The sequence below is a fragment of the Neorhizobium vignae genome, from assembly GCF_000732195.1.
Classification (GTDB): domain Bacteria; phylum Pseudomonadota; class Alphaproteobacteria; order Rhizobiales; family Rhizobiaceae; genus Neorhizobium; species Neorhizobium vignae.
Window position 1 is genome coordinate 1 of the sequence record NZ_JNNU01000015.1, and the last position, 17,503, is coordinate 17,503.

Sequence of the window (17,503 nt, forward strand, 5' to 3'; positions counted from 1 at the left end):
AGCGGCAACATCTGTCGATGCGGCGCCTATTCCAACATCGTGGATGCCATCACGGAAGTCGCGGGGACAAAAGCATGAGAGTCTTCACCTACGAACGTGCCTCCTCGATCGAGGCCGCGGCCAGGGCGGCCGCTTCCAGCCCAACCGCGAAGTTCATTGCCGGCGGTACGAACCTGCTCGATCTGATGAAGCTCGAGATCGAGGCGCCGACGCACCTGATCGACATCAACACTCTTGGCCTCGACACGATCGAGAAAACCCCCGAAGGCGGCTTGCGCATTGGCGCGCTGGTGCGCAATACCGATCTTGCCGCGAATGATATCGTTCGCCGCGATTACGGGCTGCTCTCCCGCGCGCTGCTGGCAGGTGCCTCGGGTCAGCTCCGCAACAAGGCGACGACCGCGGGTAATCTCCTGCAACGCACCCGCTGTCCGTATTTCTACGATACCAACCAGCCCTGCAACAAGCGGCAGCCTGGCAGCGGCTGTTCGGCTATTGGCGGTTTCAGCCGCCAGCTGGGAATCGTTGGGGTCAGCGATGCGTGTATCGCGACACACCCGAGCGATATGGCGGTCGCCATGCGCGCTCTCGATGCGGTCGTGGAAACCGTGAAACCGGACGGGCGTCGTCATGCGATCCCGATCGCGGAGTTTCATCGCCTGCCGGGCGACACGCCGCATCTCGAAACCGTCCTGGAGCAGGGTGAGTTCATAACCGCCGTCGTTCTGCCGGCGCCGATCGGCGGACGTCACATCTACCGCAAGGTCCGCGACCGTGCGTCCTATGCCTTTGCTCTTGTTTCCATCGGTGCGGTTATTCAGCCCGATGGTACCGGGCGTGTCGCAGCCGGCGGGGTGGCCCACAAGCCCTGGCGGCTTGAAGCGGCCGACGCCGAGCTTGCGAAGGGAGCCAAGGCGACCTCCGCGGCGCTTCTGGCAGATGCGCGGCCGACAGAGCAGAACCGGTTCAAGATAGATCTGGTCGAGCGTACGCTCGGGTCCGTGATCGCAGAAGCGAGGGGTTGAGCCATGAAGTTCGACACACCAGCAACGACCAACCCGATCGACCAGCTTAAAGTGGTCGGGCAGCCCATCCACCGTATAGATGGTCAATTGAAGACAACAGGCCGAGCGAAATACGCTTACGAGTGGCACGACACCCAAATTCCCTACGCCTACGGCTATCCGGTCGGCGCATCGATTGCCAAGGGCCGGATCAGATCGATGGACGTCGCAGCAGCGCAAACTGCGCCAGGTGTTCTCGCGGTTGTCACCACGCTCAGCGTCGGCGACCGCGAGAAGGGGAAATTCAATACCGCGAAGCTGTTCGGCGGCGACGAGGTGCAGCATTACCATCAGGCGATCGCCGTCGTGGTCGCCGAGACCTTCGAACAGGCCCGTGCCGCAGCGGCGTTGGTCAAGGTCGACTACGCCGTGGAGGCTGGTGCCTTTGACTTGAAGGAGGCGATGAAAACCGCCGAAAAGCCGGCTGAATCACAGCAGCCAGACACCGCAGCCGGCAATTTCGACGACGCCTTTGCAAGCGCCGCGGTCACATTGGACGAGACGTACACAACGCCGGACCAGTCCCACGCGATGATGGAGCCGCATGCATCGATCGCGGCATGGAATGGTGATGAGGTCACCGTTTGGACTTCCAGCCAGATGATCGACTGGTGGCGAAGCGACCTTGCCACAACGCTTGATATCGACAAGGAAAAGATCCACCTGATGTCGCCGTTTATCGGCGGCGGGTTCGGCGGCAAGCTCTTCCTGCGAGTGGATGCCGTTTTGGCGGTTTTGGGAGCCCGTGCGGCGAAGAGGCCGGTCAAGGTCGCCCTGCCGCGTCCGTTCATGATCAACAACACCACGCACCGCCCGGCGACGATCCAGCGGATCAGGATCGGGGCAGAGCGTGACGGAAAGATCACGGCGATTGCGCACGAAAGCTGGTCGGGTGACCAGCCCGGGGGCCAGCTCGAAACCGCGGTCGCTCAGACCCGTCTGCTTTATGCCGGGGCGAACCGGATGACGGCGATGCGGCTTGCGACACTGCATCTTCCCGAGGGCAACGCGATGCGCGCGCCTGGGGAAGCTCCGGGGTTGATGGCGCTTGAGATCGCGATCGACGAGATGGCCGAGAAGCTGGGCATGGATCCGGTGCAGTTCAGAATCCTCAACGATACGCAAGTGGATCCCGAGAAGCCCCAGCGTCCTTTCTCTCACCGCGACCTTGTCGGCTGCTTGAAGCTTGGCGCCGAACGTTTCAGTTGGGACAGCCGAGGCAGGCCAGGGGCTCGCCGAGACGGGAACTGGTTGATTGGCCACGGGGTCGCGGCAGCGTTCCGCAACAACCTCGTCCTGCCGTCTGGAGCCCGTGTGCGACTGAATCGCGAGGGTATCGTCACGGTCGAAACGGATATGACGGATATCGGTACCGGCAGCTATACGATCATCGCCCAGACGGCGGCCGAAATGTTGGGCCTACCCCTCGATAAGGTAGCGGTGCACCTCGGGGATTCGCGCTTCCCGGTGTCTGCTGGTTCCGGTGGGCAGTTTGGGGCGAACTCTTCGACGTCCGGCGTCTATGCCGCCTGCGTCAAGTTGAGGGAGGCCATAGCGGCGAAGCTTGGCTTCAACTCCGCTGATGTCGTGTTCGAAAACGGCGAAGTGCGCTCCGGGAACCGCTCCGTTCCGCTTTCGCAGGCAGCAGGCGAGCAGGGGCTTGTCGGTGAAGACACGATGACGTGGGGCGATCTGACCGAGACGCATCAGCAATCGACATTCGGCGCCCACTTCGTCGAGGTCGGTGTCGATGTCGCGACTGGCGAAAGCCGTATCCGCCGCATGCTTGCCGTCTGCGCCGCAGGTCGTATCCTCAATCCGATCACCGCACGCAGCCAGGTAATTGGTGCCATGACAATGGGAGCGGGTGGGGCGCTGTCGGAGGAACTGGCGGTCGATACGCGTCGTGGCTTCTTCGTCAATCACGACCTGGCAGGCTATGAGGTGCCAGTGCATGCGGACATTCCGCATCAGGAAGTGATATTCATGGATGAAACCGACCCGATGTCGTCGCCTATGAAGGCAAAAGGTGTCGGTGAACTCGGTCTCTGCGGTGTGGCCGCAGCCATTGCCAATGCCATCTATAACGCATCGGGCGTCAGAGTACGCAGCTATCCGATCACGCTCGACAAGCTGATCGGAGGGCTTCCTGAAATTGCCTGAGTAGGAGAGGCGGCGGCTTTATCAAGCCGCCGCCACATTCGCACCTGGCGCGCGCACGGCATGGCACGCTCATCCTTCAGGCCGGACGATCCTTGTCACTGCAAGGCTTTGGTCTGGTGCAGACGATTGGCTGACGATCGAAAACCTGTTTCCTTCGTCGCGTTCTCCGGCGAGGCTGCTGAGGAGCCGCCGGGTGCCATAACAGAATGTTTTGCGAACAGCTCAGCGAGCTTTTTCGACTTTGACGGTGAGTTTGCCAGGTCGGTCAAAGATCGAGACGTCGCCTTGGATCTGACCCAGAATCACGATGCCGGGCTGCGGTACACGCCCCTCCCGGTAGTAGATGACGAAATCGCCCGAACTCCAAAGTCCGAGTGTACCGGCGGAGAAATCTCGCTGACGGGGAGCGGCTGGCAGGGCGGTGGGCAGGTCCCCTGTCTTTTCCTGACGAAGATGATCGTCCATCTCGATCGTCAGCGGCAGCATCGCCGCAAGCGCTCGAGCGGCCGCGTTGTCAGCCAGTTCGGCGGTGACGTTGCCCCAATCAGATGAAATCACAATGCGGTCCTGCGCCAAGGCGGATCCTCCCAGGTTAAGCGTCAGAACAGCTGCGAGAAAAGTCGCACCCATGATCTGTTTCATGTCTCACCCTTCGTTGCCGGAATACGCGCCCTGTTAACTGCTCTCAGACAGAGCATCGCGTAGTGCGAAATCACAACCACGCCTGCCATCACAGCCGTCCAGTGCGCGAAAAAAGGCGCCACCGAGCCGGTGAAATCCCAGAATTCCAGACTGTAGCCGAACATCAGCTTGGTCGAGACGCCGAGAGCCGCAAAGCTCCAGGCGCCGAAGCACAGGAGCAGCACAGCGATCAGCCGTAAAGCAGCGGTTCCGATCCCAGACGGAGAAACTCTGAAAACGGTTCCCGCCACCGTCATCACGCGCGCCCAATGGGTGCCGGCATGAATTGCAACGATTATCGCGACCCAATAGGCCGAGAACCAGTGAAGCTCTATGACGCTCACATTGTTGGTGAACTGCGTGAAGCTCAGCACCGAGCGTGAGATCAGCACGCTGGTTACCACCAGTACCGCCATGGTGATCCCAAGCCAGACATGTATCACAACGACCATCCAGCGACGAACATCGTAACGACCGCTACGGAGCTTCAAGAACCAGCGCCTGTTCATGGTCAGGTGCCATCCAAGAAGCCCGAACATGGTCGTTCCAAAGATCTCATGTGGACCGTTGTCGAGCCACCAGTAGGCGAGAGCCAGCATAAGCAGCGCCGCCATGCTTGCGGGAAGAACGAGGCGATCGGTCACCAATCGAAGCATTCCACTACCTCGTCGGCGTCAAAGCGGATCATCATCGGAAATGGCCCCGCTCAGCGTGAACATGAACTGCTCGGACTGACGCGAACGATGGCAGGAGTAGCAACGCGCGACATTTTCGTCGGCCTTGACGGTCCGATCCGGCCAGAACCACTGGTACTCCCATTGATCCGCGCCGGCTCCGATCTTCTGTGCCACGAGATAGCGCGTCAGAACGTCGCTTTGATAATCGACGAGAACCATATGGGTGCCGGTCGGAACAGGTTGCCCGGCTCGCAGCGCCGAGAGAGCGGCAGGGTTGGTCAGCATATGCTCGCGGGTGATCCCCCGTCGGACCGTCGTATAATGCTCGAGCTGTTCGAGAGGCGGAAACGTAACCGAGTTGGATGCCGCAAGCGCTGAGGTCGGCGATAGCTCGGTCTCAACGACGAAATAGCCTGTCAGGACAACCGCGAGGGGCGCAGCCACCAAGCCGGACCAGCGAAAGAATGTCATGAGTTTTACCCTTTAAGTGGATCGTGAAAGGGCAATACGCCCATCTGCTCGGTCCGCCGCTACACAGACTGCTGAACTCGGGATTGGAGTCTTCCCGCGCGTCTCGACCGGATGCCGAACAGACACCAGCCGAGACGAGGCGGGGATGGAGCCAGGAAGCCTCATTTGACGTCCTGGCTCCTGGCTTAGGCGAGGTGCTGGTCGAAGAAGCCCTTCAGCTTGTCGAAGGGGATGAGGTCGACGCGGTCATAAAGATCGACATGGCCAGCACCCTTGATCCAGACAAGTTCCTTCGGCTCCGAAGCCCGGTTGTAGGCATCCTGGCTGAATTCCTTCGAATGGGCCTGGTCGCCGGAGATGAACAGCATCGGGCGGGGCGAGATCGTCTCGATGTCGTTGAACGGATAGAAATTCATGAACTTTACGCTGCTGCTGAGCGTCGGCTTCGTCGTCGTCTGTCGGGTCGCTCCAGCAGGCGTGTATTCACCACGAGACGTCCGGTAGAAGTCGTAGAACTCGCGCTGTATGGGATCTGTATTGGCCGTCAGTTCGAGCGTGGTGCCGCCGATATACCGGATGTCAGCACCGCTGGACTCTGCCCAGCGCTGTTCGGCAGCTGTGGCGATGAACTGCTTGCGCTGTTCGACCGTCTGCGACTTGTTGAGCGCATGACGGAAAGCAGCGCCCATGTCGTACATGCTGACCGTGGCGATCGCCTTGATGCGCGGATCGATCTTGGCGGCGCTTATAACAAAGCTGCCGCTACCGCAGACCCCGATCGCGCCGATATTCCCTCGGTCCACGAACGCGTGCGAACCGAGGAAGTCGACGCCCGCGCTGAACGCTTCGGCGTAGGCCTCGGGAGATACGAGGTTGCGCGACCTTCCTTCGCTCTCGCCCCAGAACGGAAGGTCGATCGACATCGCGACAAAACCCTGCTCGGCCATTTTGGTGGCATAGAGGTTTGCGCTTTGCTCCTTCACCGCTCCCATGGGGTGGCCGACGATGATGGCCGGGTTTTTCACCGCCTGGTCGATGTCCTTGGGGAGAAATAGATTGCCCGCAACATCGGTCTGGTACTGGGTCTTGAACCTGACCTTCTGCAGGGTCACGCGATCACTGGTATAGAAGTTGGATGCGCCTTTGGACATGTCTTGGGCCTGTGCGAAAGTGGTGTCGAAGATGGACATGGCGCCGAGAGCCGCTGCGCCAGCGCCTGCCATCTTGAGCAAGTGGCGGCGATCGATCCCGGTGTTCGAGGCCTGTGCGTCGTCTTGGTTTGTTGCGATGGTCATCTGCACGTCTCCTTGAGTGGCAATGTTATGGAAAATGATCCCGATGGTGCGCTGTTGATGTTCAGCGGTGTGTCGAACGCCATGCTGCTGCGGCGAGAAGGGAAGAGCCGGCCAACAGGGATGCGGCGAACAGGAAGGTCGTCCACCAGCCCACGGCGTCGAATAGGGCGCCGCCTGTGGACGCTCCAAGCGTAATGGCGAGTTGGATGGTCGCGACCTGAAGCCCGCCTCCTGCCTCCGCGTCGTCAGGCATGGTGCGGCTCAGCCACGTGCCCCAGCCAACCGGTGCGGCCGTGCCGAACAGACCCCAGCCGATCAGAAGGATGGCGGTGAAGGCGGCAGATGAACCGAGTGCGATCAGCCCCAGTGCAATCACGCCCATGATCAGTGGGATCGCGACAAGAATGCTGAACAGGCGCTTCTGCAGCAGATGGCTGACGAGGTATGTTCCGGCGACCCCGGCCAAGCCCATCAGCAGGAGCAGCAGGGAAAGCGTGGATATCGATACGGCTGTCACTGTCTCCAGAAATGGCCGCAGATAGGTGAACAAGGCGAACTGCCCCATGAACAGGAGCGTGATCGATCCCATGCCGATCGCGACCTGCGGGCGAATAAGAAGCCGAAAGACATTGGCCGACCTCTCGTTGCGACGCGGTGGTAGAGACGGCAGGCTGGCCCACTGCCACACGAGAGCCAGAAGGGCGAGCGGAACGACCGCAAAGAAGGCGCCTCGCCACCCGATATAGCTCCCGAGCAGACTTCCCAGCGGCGCGGAGATTGTCGCGGCAACGGCATTGCCCGCGTTCAGCATAGCCAGTCCCTTGGGTACAGAGTCTTCGGGAACCAGCCGCATGACGATCGAGGTCGACATCGACCAGAAGCCACCGATGGCGATACCCAGCATCGCGCGCCCGATCATCAGCACGAGATAATTCGGAGCAAAGGCGACGATCGTTCCGGAGACCATCAGGATCAACGAGAAGGATGCGAGGACCAGCCGCCGATCCAGCCGCCGCGTCAGACCCGTCACCAAGACGCTCGTGACCACAGCGAAAATGCCGGAAACCGAGATCGCCTGGCCGGCGCGGCCTTCCGTGACGCCAAGTTCGGTTGCGATCGGCGACAGGAGGCTGACCGGCATGAACTCCGATGCGATCAGGACAGCAACGCACAAGGCCATCGAGACAACTGCGCCCCAGGCGGGGTTCGGGATGGCTGAATCCGTAGTTGTCCACGGGTCCAGTTTCGTGTCGTCATCCTGAAATTCGGATCGTGTGAGAGCTTGCTGTGTCATGGCGGCAATATATGTCGGCCTCAGTTCCATGATTAGCCATTGCAATTCGCTTGGACTTATCGATGATTGACATCAATCGTGATGTTATGAGGCGACCATGAAGCGGGAAGATCTCAACGACATGCTTTGGTTTCTGGCGGTTGCGGAAGAGCGGAGCTTTACGAAGGCGGCTGCGAAACTTGGCACATCGCAATCGACGATCAGTCATACGATCAAGAAGCTCGAAATGCGATTGGGACTGCGCCTTCTGACCCGGACCACCCGCAGCGTCGTCCCGACGCAAGCGGGTGAGCGGCTCATCCGCTCGCTTGCACCGCGAATTGCAGAACTCGAAACCGAAATCGACGAGCTGATGGAAATCAGGGACAAGCCCTCGGGATCCGTGCGGATAACACTGTCGGATCATGCATTGCAAAGCGTCGTCTGGCCGAAACTGCGTCCGGTCCTGCGGGACTATCCCGATATCAAGGTCGAGCTGAACAGCGATAACGGTTTCAGGAACATCGTCGAAGAGAAGTTCGACGCGGGCGTACGCCTCGGCGAGAGCGTGGACAAGGATATGATTGCGGTTCGAATAGGGCCTGATTGGCGCCTGGTCGCCGTTGGGTCTCCCAAGTATTTCGCGGCCCGCTCGGTTCCTGAAACACCGCCGGATCTGGTCGGTCATGACTGTATCAACCATAGGCAGTCGCAGTTGGGCGGTTTGTACGGCTGGGAGTTTGAGAAGGATGGTCGGGAGCTTCGGGTGCGCGTTGCCGGACAACTGACGTTCAACACCTCCTATGCCATGATCGACGCTGCCGTCAGCGGCTACGGCATCGCCTATGTGCCTGAGAACCTCGTTGAGCGGGAACTCGCTTCCGGACAATTGGTGCAGGTTCTCGATGACTGGACGCCGCCGTTTCCCGGATATTACCTCTACTACCCCAGCAGGCGACAGAATTCGCCGGCGTTCAAGGTTGTTGTTGAAGCACTCCGCGGCTGAGGCCATTCCGAACGATGATTTCTGTTCAAGGCTTGATCATCGCATGGAGGGCTTTTTCAACGGTATCTCCTCGACCATTTCCCAAAAATGCGCGTGGCAATCTGCGACATCGCCCGCGCAGAAAACGCGACGCATCCGCTGTTTCCGCACCTTCGAGAAGAAACGTTTTCCGGTAAAGCGGCCGGCTTTCAGATCAACCGAGCACCCGTCTCACCCGATCAGCTGCGAGCGGCTGCGAGACCGTGCAAAACCAGATCAAGATGGGCCTGGATATATCGCGGCGTTTCAAGATCGAGACGACCGTCGTGGATCAGCCCTTCGACAATCAAGGCCAACGCAGGCGCAAGTATGACGCGTGCAACCGCCGCAGGCCCGTCCCGGAACTCACCCTGACGGATACCTTCGTCGATCAGAGCCTGCCCCGTAACGAGGATCGGCACGACGAGTTCCGCATAGTGGTCGTCAATGAGCTGGGGGAAACGCATACCCTCCGAGATAGCGAAGCGGAGCAGCTCCCGGGTTCTGCGGTCTTCAGTCACCCGCTTGTAAAAAAGCAGGATCAAGGATCTCAGCCGCTCGGCGTAACTTCCGGTGAGTTCCCTGGCGTCGGCCAGAACGTCCTCGAACGGTACCGCGATATGTCGCGCCATGGCAGAAAAGAGAATCTCCTTCGTGGGGAAGTAGACGTAGACCGTCCCTTTCGTCACTCCTATGCGGGCGGCGATATCTTCCATCCGCGCCGCCGTGAAGCCTTGTTCAATGAACTCCTCGAACGCGGCGTCGAGAATCTGCGCAGGCCGTAGAGCCTTCTGTTCAGCGCGCGTCAGCTTTTTCATGTTCACATTCCTCACCAACAGGTCCTGCGGCTTCAACACGGCAGCATTATTTCATTGACTTTCCGGTTAGTCAATTATAATCGGCTTCAAAACCGATTAGAGAGGCGGCTTATGGGACAGTTAACAACAGGCATATTATTGGGGGTTTCCATCGCATGCCTCGCGGCTTGCGCTCCTCAGGAAGAAGCTCGACAGAAGAGCGCGCGGCAGGTGGAGACGGTGACCGTGCAAGCGGTACCGGTGTCGGAAACCATTTCGACGACGGGCGAGATCAGGGCCAGGGTCCAGTCCGACCTTTCATTCCGCGTCAGCGGTCGGATTATCGCACGGCTGGTCGATGTCGGCGATCACGTCAAGGCCGGCCAGGTTCTCGCGCGTCTCGATACTCAGGAACAGACGGCTGACCTCCAGGTGGCACTTGCCAATCTCCAATCTGCGGAGGCGCAGGAAACGCAGGCCCGGCAGGCATTCGACAGGCAGCAGAGCCTGTTCACCACAGGCGTAACCACGCTGGCCGCCCTCGATAACGCACGCGAAGCCCTTTTAACCACGCAGGCCACGGTTCAGTCCGCGCAGGCCCAGCTGGATACGGCCCGCGACACGCTTGGCCAGACGGATCTCAAGGCGGATGCCAACGGAATCATTACCGCCAGAAGTGCGGAAGTCGGTCAGGTAGCGCAGGCCGCCCAGCTTATTTTCACACTCGCCCATGATGGTCCTCGAGACGCCGTGATCAATGCCAACGAGTCCGCCCTTCTCGGACGCGCGCTTGAGGACGTTGCCGATGTCAGGCTCCTGTCGGGCAGCGACAGGTTTCGGGCCAGGGCCCGCGAGATCTCGCCCACCATCGACACCACGACGGGGACGATCCGGGTGAAGCTCGCTCTCGAAGATGCGTCGGACGCTCCCCTGGGGAGCGCCGTGGTTGCAACCGCGCGCTACAAGCCTGAGACCGTCATCGAATTGCCCTGGTCGGCAATGGCTTCGCGTGCGGGGCGGACGGCCGTCTGGCTCGTCGATCCGAAGACGAGCGCCGTCTCCCTCCATCCCGTGGGGGTCGGGGCCTATGCCAGCGGGCGCTTCTCCGTCGAATCCGGCCTGTCTGCCGGCGACATTGTCGTTTCCAACGGCACGAAGTTTCTGAGCGAGGGCGACCTCGTGTCTTATGAAGGAGCTGCAAGATGAAAATCGATCCCCGCCTGACGGCGCTTCTGGCGGCGGCCGCGATGCTGTCGGCTTGCCAGAAGGAAGAGGACGCAGCATCGCTGCCTCCCCGCCCGGTCCTATCTCAGTTGGCCGAACCGGTCCCGCAGACGGCATTCACCTTGCCCGGCACTGTCCAGGCCCGTATCGAGACCGAGTTCAGCTTCCGCATCCTTGGCCGGGTCATCGCCCGCAACGTCCAGGTGGGCGACCTCGTCAGAAAGGGCGACGTCCTGGCAGCCATCGATCCGGTGGCTCTCGAGCTGGCGGTCAAAAGCGCGCGGTCCGACCTTGCCAACAGCCAGGCGCAACTTGCCAACGCCCGCATCACAGAAGACCGGCAGAGAACTCTGCTCGAGAGACAGAGCGGGGCCAGGGCCACCTTTGAAACTGCCGAGTTGGAGCGCAAAACCGCAGAAGCAGCGGTCGCCAAGGCTCAGGCAAATCTGGACAAGGCGAACGAACAGCTGAGCTACTCGCGTCTGCTCGCCGAATTCGACGGCGTGGTCACCGCGACCGCCGCCGAGGTGGGCCTTGTCGTCTCTCCCGGGCAGAGTGTTGCCACCGTCGCGCGACCGGAAGAGCGCGACGCCGTGGTCGACGTGCCCGAAGCTGCCGGCGACCATTTGAAGCCCGGCGTATCCTTCGACGTCGCCTTGCAACTTGACCCCCGCATTCACGCCAGGGGCGTGGTCCGCGAGATCGCGCCCGAAGCGGACGACGCGACGCGGACGCGACGCACGCGGTTGACGCTGATCGATCCGCCTGAGGCCCTCAGGCTCGGCTCGGTCATAACAGCCAGTTCCATGGGTGAGGCGAAGACCTTTATCCGGCTGCCCTCCTCCGCGATCCGGACAGAGGGATCGGAGGCATTCGTCTGGATCGTCAACACCGCGACAGGGAAGGTCACCTCCGCCCCGGTCACGCTTGCTGAAGAAGCCGTCGCAAGTGGGCCCGTCACGGTGACCGACGGGATCAAACCCGGTGACAGGATCGTCACCGCTGGCGTCAACACCCTCGTAAACGGCCAGACCGTTCGTATCGATCAGGAGACCCTCAAGTGAAATCCTTCAATCTCTCGGACTGGGCGCTCGAGCATCGTTCGCTCGTCTGGTATTTCATGATCGTCTTCATCCTGGCGGGCACATTTTCCTACCTCAACCTCGGCCGTGAAGAAGATCCAGCGTTCACCATCAAGACGATGATCATCAATGCGCAGTGGCCGGGTGCGTCCGCTGAAGAAATGACCCGTCAGGTGACGGACAGGATAGAGAAGAAGCTGGAGGAACTCGACGCGCTGGACTACACGCGAAGCGAAACGGTCGCCGGGCAGACTACGGTCTACGTCGAATTGCTTGCGACCACCAAAGCAAGGGACGTGACGGGCAACTGGCTTCGCGTCCGCAACATGATCAACGACATCAAGGGCGAATTTCCCAGTGGCGTCGTCGGCCCGTTCTTCAATGACACTTTTGGCGACGTCTATGGCAACATCTACGCCTTCAAATCCGACGGCCTGACGCAGCGCCAGCTCCGCGACCTGGTGGAAGACGCGAGAGCGAAGCTTCTGACGGTTCCGAATGCCGGCAAGATCGACATTATCGGGGCGCAGGACGAAGCCGTCTATCTCGAATTCTCGACCCGCAAGATCGCGGCGCTCGGCATCGACCGCCAGGCCGTTATCGAAACGCTTCAAGCCCAGAATGCGGTAGCGCAATCCGGCTTCGTGGATGCGGGACCCGAGCGCATCGCGTTGCGCGTCGGTGGCCAGTTTACGACCGAAGAGAGTTTGCGGGCCATCAATCTCAGGGTGAATGATCGCTTTTTCCCGCTCACCGACGTCGCGACCATCAAGAGAGGGTATGTCGACCCGCCGTCCGCGCTCTTCCGCTTCAACGGACAGCCCGCAATAGGCTTGGCAATTGGCATGACGGCAGGAGCCAACCTCACGAATTTCGGTGAGGCGATGGACGAGGAGATGAAGCGGGTCGTGGCCGATCTTCCGATCGGCGTGAATGTGGAGCGGGTTTCCGACCAGCCGGCCGTCGTGGAAGAAGCCGTGTCCGGCTTTACCAAGGCGCTGTTTGAGGCAATCGCCATCGTCTTGGCGATCAGCTTCATCAGCCTTGGGCTGCGCGCCGGGCTGGTGGTCGCGATCTCGATCCCGCTTGTTCTGGCGATCACTTTCGTCGTCATGGCATATACGGGTATCTCGCTGCAGCGCATTTCGCTCGGCGCCTTGATCATCGCGTTAGGGCTCCTCGTGGACGATGCCATGATCGCCGTCGAGATGATGGTGGCGCGCCTGGAGTCAGGCGACGATCTGCGCAAAGCCGCCACCTATGTCTATACGTCGACCGCCTTTCCGATGCTGACGGGTACGCTCGTCACCGTCGCCGGTTTTATCCCGATCGGCCTCAACAACAGTGCGGCGGGTGAATTTACCTTTACCCTGTTCGTCGTGATTGCGGTTTCGCTCGTGGTGTCCTGGGTTGTGGCCGTCCTCTTCACGCCGTTGCTGGGCGTGGCGATCCTGCCCAAGACGATGAAGTCCCACCACGAGCGCAAGGGACGCGCCGCGCGGGGATTTGCCTGGCTCCTGGCAGCTGCCATGCGTTGGCGCTGGGTCACGATCACCGCCACCATCGCTGTTTTCGGTCTCTCGCTTGGCGGTCTTGGCCTCGTGCAGCAGCAGTTCTTCCCGGCGTCCGACCGCGTTGAACTGATCGTCGACTGGAGCATGCCGCAAAACAGCACGATAGCGGAGACGAACCGCCAGATGACGCAGTTCGAGCAGGAGAAACTCGTCGGCAACCCCGATGTCGACCATTGGTCCACCCATGTCGGGGAAGGGGCGCCGCGTTTCATCCTGTCTTACGACGTGCAGACCCCGGCTGTCTGGTTCGGGCAGATCGTCATCGTCGCCAAGGACCTGGAAGCCCGGGACAAGCTGCGCGCGGACCTGCAGGACTATGTCGCAAAGACCTTTCCCGGTACCGACGCTTTCGTCAAACTCCTGGATATCGGTCCGCCAGTGGGCAAGCCAGTCCAGTACCGCGTCAGCGGCCCGGATATCCAGACGGTGCGCGAGCTGTCGCATCGCTTTGGAGCCATCGTCAACCGGCATCCTCTCATCGCCAACATGACCTATGACTGGAACGAGCCCTCGCGCGTCGTGAAGGTGGATGTGCTCCAGGACAAGGCTCGCCAGCTTGGCGTCTCCTCGGAGGATATCGCGAACGTGCTCAACAGCATCGTCGAAGGGTCTTCGGCAACGCAGATCCGCGACGGCATCTACCTGATCAACGTGATCGGCAGGGCGCAGGACGCCGAGCGAGGTTCGATCGAAACGCTGCGAGACCTTCAGCTTCCCGGATCGAACGGCAAGTCCGTCCCGCTTTCCGCAGTTGCCAAGTTCCGCTACGAGCTCGAACAGCCGATGATCGCGCGAAGGGATCGGATTCCTACGGTCACGGTGAAGGCCGCGGTCACCGGGTCGACGCAGCCCGCTACAATCGTGGAGCAGCTCAAGCCCGAGGTCGAAAAGTTCACGAAAGCCCTTCCTGCAGGATACAAGGTCGAGGTTGGGGGCTCGGTGGAATCGAGCGCCGATGCGCAGGGGCCGATCGCCGCAGTTGCCCCGCTCATGCTGTTCGCCATGGCGACGATCCTGATGATCCAGCTCCAGAGCTTCAGCCGCCTGTTCCTGGTTTTCGCAGTCGCTCCCCTTGCTCTCATCGGCGTCGTAGCGGCACTACTTCTCAGCAACGCTCCGATGGGCTTCGTCGCGATCCTCGGCGTGCTCGCACTGATCGGCATCCTGATCCGCAATTCGGTGATCCTCGTGGTCCAGATCGAACATCTGCGCAGCGAGGGCATGCCGCCGTGGCGTGCGGTGGTCGAGGCGACGGAACACCGGATGCGGCCGATCTTGCTGACCGCCGCGGCCGCGACGCTCGCCCTCATCCCCATCTCCCGGGAAGTCTTCTGGGGACCAATGGCATATGCCATGATGGGCGGGATCGTCGTCGGTACGGTGCTGACGCTTCTCTTCCTGCCGGCCCTTTATGTGGCCTGGTTCCGGATACCGCGCGAGGAACCGAATATCTCCCCGGAAGCTGCACAAGCTTGATCCACGAAAGGGCGCTTGCGAGCGCCCTTCCTTCTCCAGATTCAGGGCGCATCGATGCACTTCTTCCTCTCGATCTACGCTTGCAGGGCACGCTGCAGCCTTGTCGTTCTTGCCGTCATGGTCAGCCTGGCCGGATGCGCCTCCCGCCCATCAGCCGAGGTGCTTCAGCCCGCCGCGATCCAGCAGGTCGAAAGCGAGAAGGTTACCCTGCTTTCTGTCACCAACCGCAACAGGGTCAAGGAAGACGGCGGTTTTGGAAGTCAGTGGGCCAGCGACCTGACCTACGAACGGTACGCCTTCTCAATTCCCGGCGATCGCAAGGGAAGCGCCATCATCTATCCCTCGGAAAGGCCGGATCCGCGCCGCCAGTTCGTCGTCACCGGGCGGGATCAACTGACACGCAAGGCCTGGATCGACGACGCGACCCGTTCGGTCAACTTCGACGGGACCGTGGCGGTCTTCGTCCACGGCTACAACACCAACTATCAGGAGGCGCTGTTCAGGGCTGCGCAGATGGCAGCCGACGCCGACACGCTCAGCCCGCCGATCCTGTTTTCCTGGCCTTCTGCGGCAAGCGTGGCCGGGTATGTCACCGACCGAGACGCAGCTCTCTATTCCAGAAGTGAACTCGAAAACGTCTTGAAGGCGCTGGCCGAAACTCCGAAGATCAAGCGCGTCGTGCTGTTCGGGCATAGCATGGGCGGTTTCTTGTCCATGGAGGCGGCAAGGCAGCTGAAGCTTCAGGGGCGTGACGACGTCGTCGGCAAGCTGCAGGTCATTCTCGCCGCGCCGGACATAGACGTCGACGTGTTCAGGTCCCAGTTGCGTGACATCGGCATGCTGCGGAACCCGATCACATTGCTCGTGTCAAAAACCGACCGAGCTCTGGCGGTGTCCAGCATCCTTGGCGGCGAGCGTCCGCGCGTCGGCCGCATTGATATCGATGATCCCGTGGTTCGCAGTGAAATAAAGGCCGCTCGTGTCAGCGTCATCGACATATCGTCCCTCAGTTCATCCGACGGCCTTGGTCATGATCGCTATGCCGCGCTTGCCCGGTTTGGTGGCGAGCTTGTCAAGGCGGAAGCGCGTGCGCGCAGCAGCGGAGACGTTGGAGTGTTGGTCTTCGATGCGGCGGGCGCGGCTGCGGCAAGTCCTTTCAGGCTGGCCGGGAAAATTGTGGGGCATTGACCCGTCGCCGGAGCAAATCAAGAAGTCGCCAGCCGACGGGACTAGGTCCGCATCGCATGCCACCTTCGAGATGAGGTTGTCATTCGGCGGGATTTCCTAAATCCCTGACCCGTCGAATTGCTGTGTGTCGCGGCCTTCCCAGGGTGAGGGCAGCGACAGACGATTGAGGCTGGCCGAGGGCAACGGCATCCAACACTTCAATTCCGGCTCGGCATATTCGATGATGTGGCCGGGCGAGGAATCAGAAGCGCGCCAGCCTTCTCCACCGAATTGATCGCCATTCGACCAGTACGCGAGATCAACTTCTGCCGGCCCCTGTTCGGATGGCCGGATGGTGACCAGGATCCGACTACCATCCTTCGGTGCGCTTGCCATATGGCGCCAGCGATCTGTCTCGTCCATCGTTTTTCCTCCTGCCTTGCTGCAGGTGCAACTGTCGTCTCGCCATCGAAAACGGTCAACTCAAACTTTGCAGAACCATCCTCCGTCGATCGACGCGGGTTCGCCGGAAGCCATAAGCTTCGTGACTGCCGAGGTTTCCGTTTCGATCACGGTAGCAGCGGTGGCCTTTTCCTCGATGACAATGGTCATGTTTACCCCATGCGCTCGGAGGCATAGGAACCCGGGCTTGCCGGGAAAACGACGGTGCGATGTCCGTTGATGAAGGTGCGGTGATGGATATGGGCGTGGATGGCGCGCGCCAGCACCTGGCTTTCGACGTCGCGGCCGAGAGAGACATAGTCTTCCGGAGACTGCGCATGGGTGACGCGCACCGTGTCCTGCTCGATGATCGGGCCTTCGTCGAGATCGGCGGTGACGTAATGGGCTGTGGCGCCGATCAGCTTCACGCCGCGTTCGAAAGCCTGCTTGTAGGGATTGGCTCCCTTGAACGACGGCAGGAAGGAATGGTGGATGTTGATGATCCGGCCGGACATCTTCTGGCACATCTGATCGGACAGGATCTGCATGTAGCGGGCCAGCACGATGAGTTCGGTGCCGGTCTGTCTGACGAGGTCCATGATGCGCGCCTCGGCCTCAGGCTTGTTGGCCTCGGTCACTGGAATATGATGGAAGGGGATATCGTGATTGACCACGACCTTCTGGTAGTCGAAGTGGTTGGAGACGACGCCGACGATCTCGATCGGCAGTGCGCCGATCTTCCAACGATAGAGCAGGTCGTTCAGGCAATGGCCGAAGCGCGATACCATCAGCAGGACCTTCTCCCGCTTGGCGGCATCATGCAGGCTCCAGTTCATGCCGAAACGCTCGGCGATAGCGGGGAAGCCCTGTGCGAGCGTCGCTTCATTGGCCTCTTCCTCGGAGATGAAGGAGACGCGCATGAAGAACCGACAGGTGCCGAGGTCGTCGAACTGGGACGAATCCACGATGTTACAGCCCTGTTCGGCGAGATAGCCGGAGACTGCAGCGACGATGCCGCGGGTCGACTGACAGGAAATGGTCAAAACGTATGTCTTCATGGTCATCTCGTGAATGGCCTGTGACGGCGTCATCTC

Annotated in this window: 16 protein-coding genes and 1 pseudogene; 8 read left to right on the forward strand and 9 right to left on the reverse strand. The window is 60.7% G+C overall.

Features of this window, described 5'->3' with window-relative positions; translation table 11 throughout:
• The 3 genes and pseudogenes from GQ59_RS31385 to paoC all read left to right on the forward strand — a co-directional run.
• A pseudogene (locus tag GQ59_RS31385) lies at positions 1-78 on the forward strand ((2Fe-2S)-binding protein); the annotation flags it as partial.
• Positions 75-1,025: an FAD binding domain-containing protein gene (locus GQ59_RS22940; RefSeq protein ID WP_037085584.1), complete on the forward strand. Its 951-nt coding sequence runs from the start codon at positions 75-77 to the stop codon at positions 1,023-1,025. The pseudogene GQ59_RS31385 and the gene GQ59_RS22940, both read left to right, overlap by 4 nt.
• A gap of 3 nt (positions 1,026-1,028) precedes the next feature.
• Positions 1,029-3,227, forward strand: a complete 2,199-nt coding sequence (paoC, locus tag GQ59_RS22945) for an aldehyde oxidoreductase molybdenum-binding subunit PaoC (RefSeq protein WP_037085587.1) — start codon at positions 1,029-1,031, stop codon at positions 3,225-3,227.
• Positions 3,228-3,449: 222 nt separating this feature from the next.
• On the opposite strand, the gene GQ59_RS22950 is transcribed toward paoC, so the two are convergent.
• The 5 genes from GQ59_RS22950 to GQ59_RS22970 all read right to left on the reverse strand — a co-directional run bounded on the left by GQ59_RS22950 (position 3,450) and on the right by GQ59_RS22970 (position 7,531).
• Positions 3,450-3,869, reverse strand: coding sequence for a cyclophilin-like fold protein (locus GQ59_RS22950; protein ID WP_244448030.1), 420 nt, complete (start codon positions 3,867-3,869; stop codon positions 3,450-3,452).
• Complete coding sequence (locus GQ59_RS22955; protein ID WP_152564430.1) at positions 3,866-4,552, reverse strand: hypothetical protein; 687 nt, start codon at positions 4,550-4,552, stop codon at positions 3,866-3,868. The genes GQ59_RS22950 and GQ59_RS22955 overlap by 4 nt, the downstream gene beginning before the upstream one ends.
• 30 nt (positions 4,553-4,582) lie before the next feature.
• Entirely contained in the window at positions 4,583-5,056 is a 474-nt protein-coding gene (locus GQ59_RS22960; protein ID WP_152564431.1) for a cytochrome P460 family protein, read from the reverse strand.
• 185 nt (positions 5,057-5,241) lie between these two features.
• The gene (locus tag GQ59_RS22965) at positions 5,242-6,351 is read right to left on the reverse strand and encodes an alpha/beta hydrolase (RefSeq protein ID WP_201772432.1); all 1,110 of its coding nucleotides are present in this window, start codon (positions 6,349-6,351) and stop codon (positions 5,242-5,244) included.
• Positions 6,352-6,412: 61 nt separating this feature from the next.
• Positions 6,413-7,531, reverse strand: a complete 1,119-nt coding sequence (locus GQ59_RS22970) for an MFS transporter (protein ID WP_084683264.1) — start codon at positions 7,529-7,531, stop codon at positions 6,413-6,415.
• Between the two features lie 211 nt (positions 7,532-7,742).
• Here GQ59_RS22970 and GQ59_RS22975 point away from each other — a divergent pair, with 211 nt between their 5' ends.
• Positions 7,743-8,630 carry a LysR family transcriptional regulator gene (locus tag GQ59_RS22975; RefSeq protein WP_037085593.1) on the forward strand — a complete coding sequence of 296 codons (888 nt, stop codon included), beginning with the start codon at positions 7,743-7,745 and terminating at the stop codon, positions 8,628-8,630.
• A gap of 218 nt (positions 8,631-8,848) precedes the next feature.
• Here GQ59_RS22975 and GQ59_RS22980 read toward each other — a convergent pair whose 3' ends face one another.
• Positions 8,849-9,466: a TetR/AcrR family transcriptional regulator gene (locus GQ59_RS22980; RefSeq protein WP_037085829.1), complete on the reverse strand. Its 618-nt coding sequence runs from the start codon at positions 9,464-9,466 to the stop codon at positions 8,849-8,851.
• 111 nt (positions 9,467-9,577) lie between these two features.
• Here GQ59_RS22980 and GQ59_RS22985 point away from each other — a divergent pair, with 111 nt between their 5' ends.
• Genes GQ59_RS22985 through GQ59_RS23000 form a run of 4 tightly spaced genes read left to right on the forward strand, consistent with a single transcriptional unit; the run spans position 9,578 to position 15,989 of the window.
• Positions 9,578-10,651 (forward strand): efflux RND transporter periplasmic adaptor subunit, encoded by a 1,074-nt coding sequence (locus tag GQ59_RS22985; RefSeq protein ID WP_037085596.1) that lies wholly within the window; start codon positions 9,578-9,580, stop codon positions 10,649-10,651.
• Positions 10,648-11,733 carry an efflux RND transporter periplasmic adaptor subunit gene (locus tag GQ59_RS22990; RefSeq protein WP_037085598.1) on the forward strand — a complete coding sequence of 362 codons (1,086 nt, stop codon included), beginning with the start codon at positions 10,648-10,650 and terminating at the stop codon, positions 11,731-11,733. Before GQ59_RS22985 ends, GQ59_RS22990 begins: the two co-directional genes overlap by 4 nt.
• Entirely contained in the window at positions 11,730-14,801 is a 3,072-nt protein-coding gene (locus GQ59_RS22995) for an efflux RND transporter permease subunit (RefSeq protein ID WP_037085601.1), read from the forward strand. The genes GQ59_RS22990 and GQ59_RS22995 overlap by 4 nt, the downstream gene beginning before the upstream one ends.
• 54 nt (positions 14,802-14,855) lie before the next feature.
• Positions 14,856-15,989, forward strand: coding sequence for an alpha/beta hydrolase (locus GQ59_RS23000; protein ID WP_037085831.1), 1,134 nt, complete (start codon positions 14,856-14,858; stop codon positions 15,987-15,989).
• A 96-nt stretch (positions 15,990-16,085) separates the two neighbouring features.
• Here the strand turns inward: GQ59_RS23000 and GQ59_RS23005 are convergent, their stop codons facing one another.
• From GQ59_RS23005 to purU, 3 genes are read right to left on the reverse strand one after another with little or no spacing between them, the layout of a single operon-like run.
• Positions 16,086-16,391, reverse strand: a complete 306-nt coding sequence (locus tag GQ59_RS23005) for a hypothetical protein (protein WP_037085604.1) — start codon at positions 16,389-16,391, stop codon at positions 16,086-16,088.
• Positions 16,392-16,451: 60 nt separating this feature from the next.
• The gene (locus GQ59_RS33350) at positions 16,452-16,580 is read right to left on the reverse strand and encodes a hypothetical protein (RefSeq protein ID WP_280114062.1); all 129 of its coding nucleotides are present in this window, start codon (positions 16,578-16,580) and stop codon (positions 16,452-16,454) included.
• A gap of 2 nt (positions 16,581-16,582) precedes the next feature.
• Complete coding sequence (purU, locus tag GQ59_RS23010; RefSeq protein WP_037085607.1) at positions 16,583-17,467, reverse strand: formyltetrahydrofolate deformylase; 885 nt, start codon at positions 17,465-17,467, stop codon at positions 16,583-16,585.
• Between the last annotated feature and the right edge of the window lie 36 nt (positions 17,468-17,503).

What these genes read in the sequence shown, in the direction of transcription:
- GQ59_RS22940 (WP_037085584.1), top strand. Translation starts at nt 75, where the DNA reads ATGAGAGTCTTCACCTACGAACGTGCCTCCTCGATCGAGGCCGCGGCC.
- paoC (WP_037085587.1), top strand. Translation starts at nt 1,029, where the DNA reads ATGAAGTTCGACACACCAGCAACGACCAACCCGATCGACCAGCTTAAA.
- GQ59_RS22950 (WP_244448030.1), bottom strand. Translation starts at nt 3,869, where the DNA reads ATGAAACAGATCATGGGTGCGACTTTTCTCGCAGCTGTTCTGACGCTT.
- GQ59_RS22960 (WP_152564431.1), bottom strand. Translation starts at nt 5,056, where the DNA reads ATGACATTCTTTCGCTGGTCCGGCTTGGTGGCTGCGCCCCTCGCGGTT.
- GQ59_RS22965 (WP_201772432.1), bottom strand. Translation starts at nt 6,351, where the DNA reads ATGACCATCGCAACAAACCAAGACGACGCACAGGCCTCGAACACCGGG.
- GQ59_RS22970 (WP_084683264.1), bottom strand. Translation starts at nt 7,531, where the DNA reads ATGGCCTTGTGCGTTGCTGTCCTGATCGCATCGGAGTTCATGCCGGTC.
- GQ59_RS22975 (WP_037085593.1), top strand. Translation starts at nt 7,743, where the DNA reads ATGAAGCGGGAAGATCTCAACGACATGCTTTGGTTTCTGGCGGTTGCG.
- GQ59_RS22980 (WP_037085829.1), bottom strand. Translation starts at nt 9,466, where the DNA reads ATGAAAAAGCTGACGCGCGCTGAACAGAAGGCTCTACGGCCTGCGCAG.
- GQ59_RS22985 (WP_037085596.1), top strand. Translation starts at nt 9,578, where the DNA reads ATGGGACAGTTAACAACAGGCATATTATTGGGGGTTTCCATCGCATGC.
- GQ59_RS22990 (WP_037085598.1), top strand. Translation starts at nt 10,648, where the DNA reads ATGAAAATCGATCCCCGCCTGACGGCGCTTCTGGCGGCGGCCGCGATG.
- GQ59_RS23000 (WP_037085831.1), top strand. Translation starts at nt 14,856, where the DNA reads ATGCACTTCTTCCTCTCGATCTACGCTTGCAGGGCACGCTGCAGCCTT.
- GQ59_RS23005 (WP_037085604.1), bottom strand. Translation starts at nt 16,391, where the DNA reads ATGGACGAGACAGATCGCTGGCGCCATATGGCAAGCGCACCGAAGGAT.
- GQ59_RS33350 (WP_280114062.1), bottom strand. Translation starts at nt 16,580, where the DNA reads ATGACCATTGTCATCGAGGAAAAGGCCACCGCTGCTACCGTGATCGAA.
- purU (WP_037085607.1), bottom strand. Translation starts at nt 17,467, where the DNA reads ATGAAGACATACGTTTTGACCATTTCCTGTCAGTCGACCCGCGGCATC.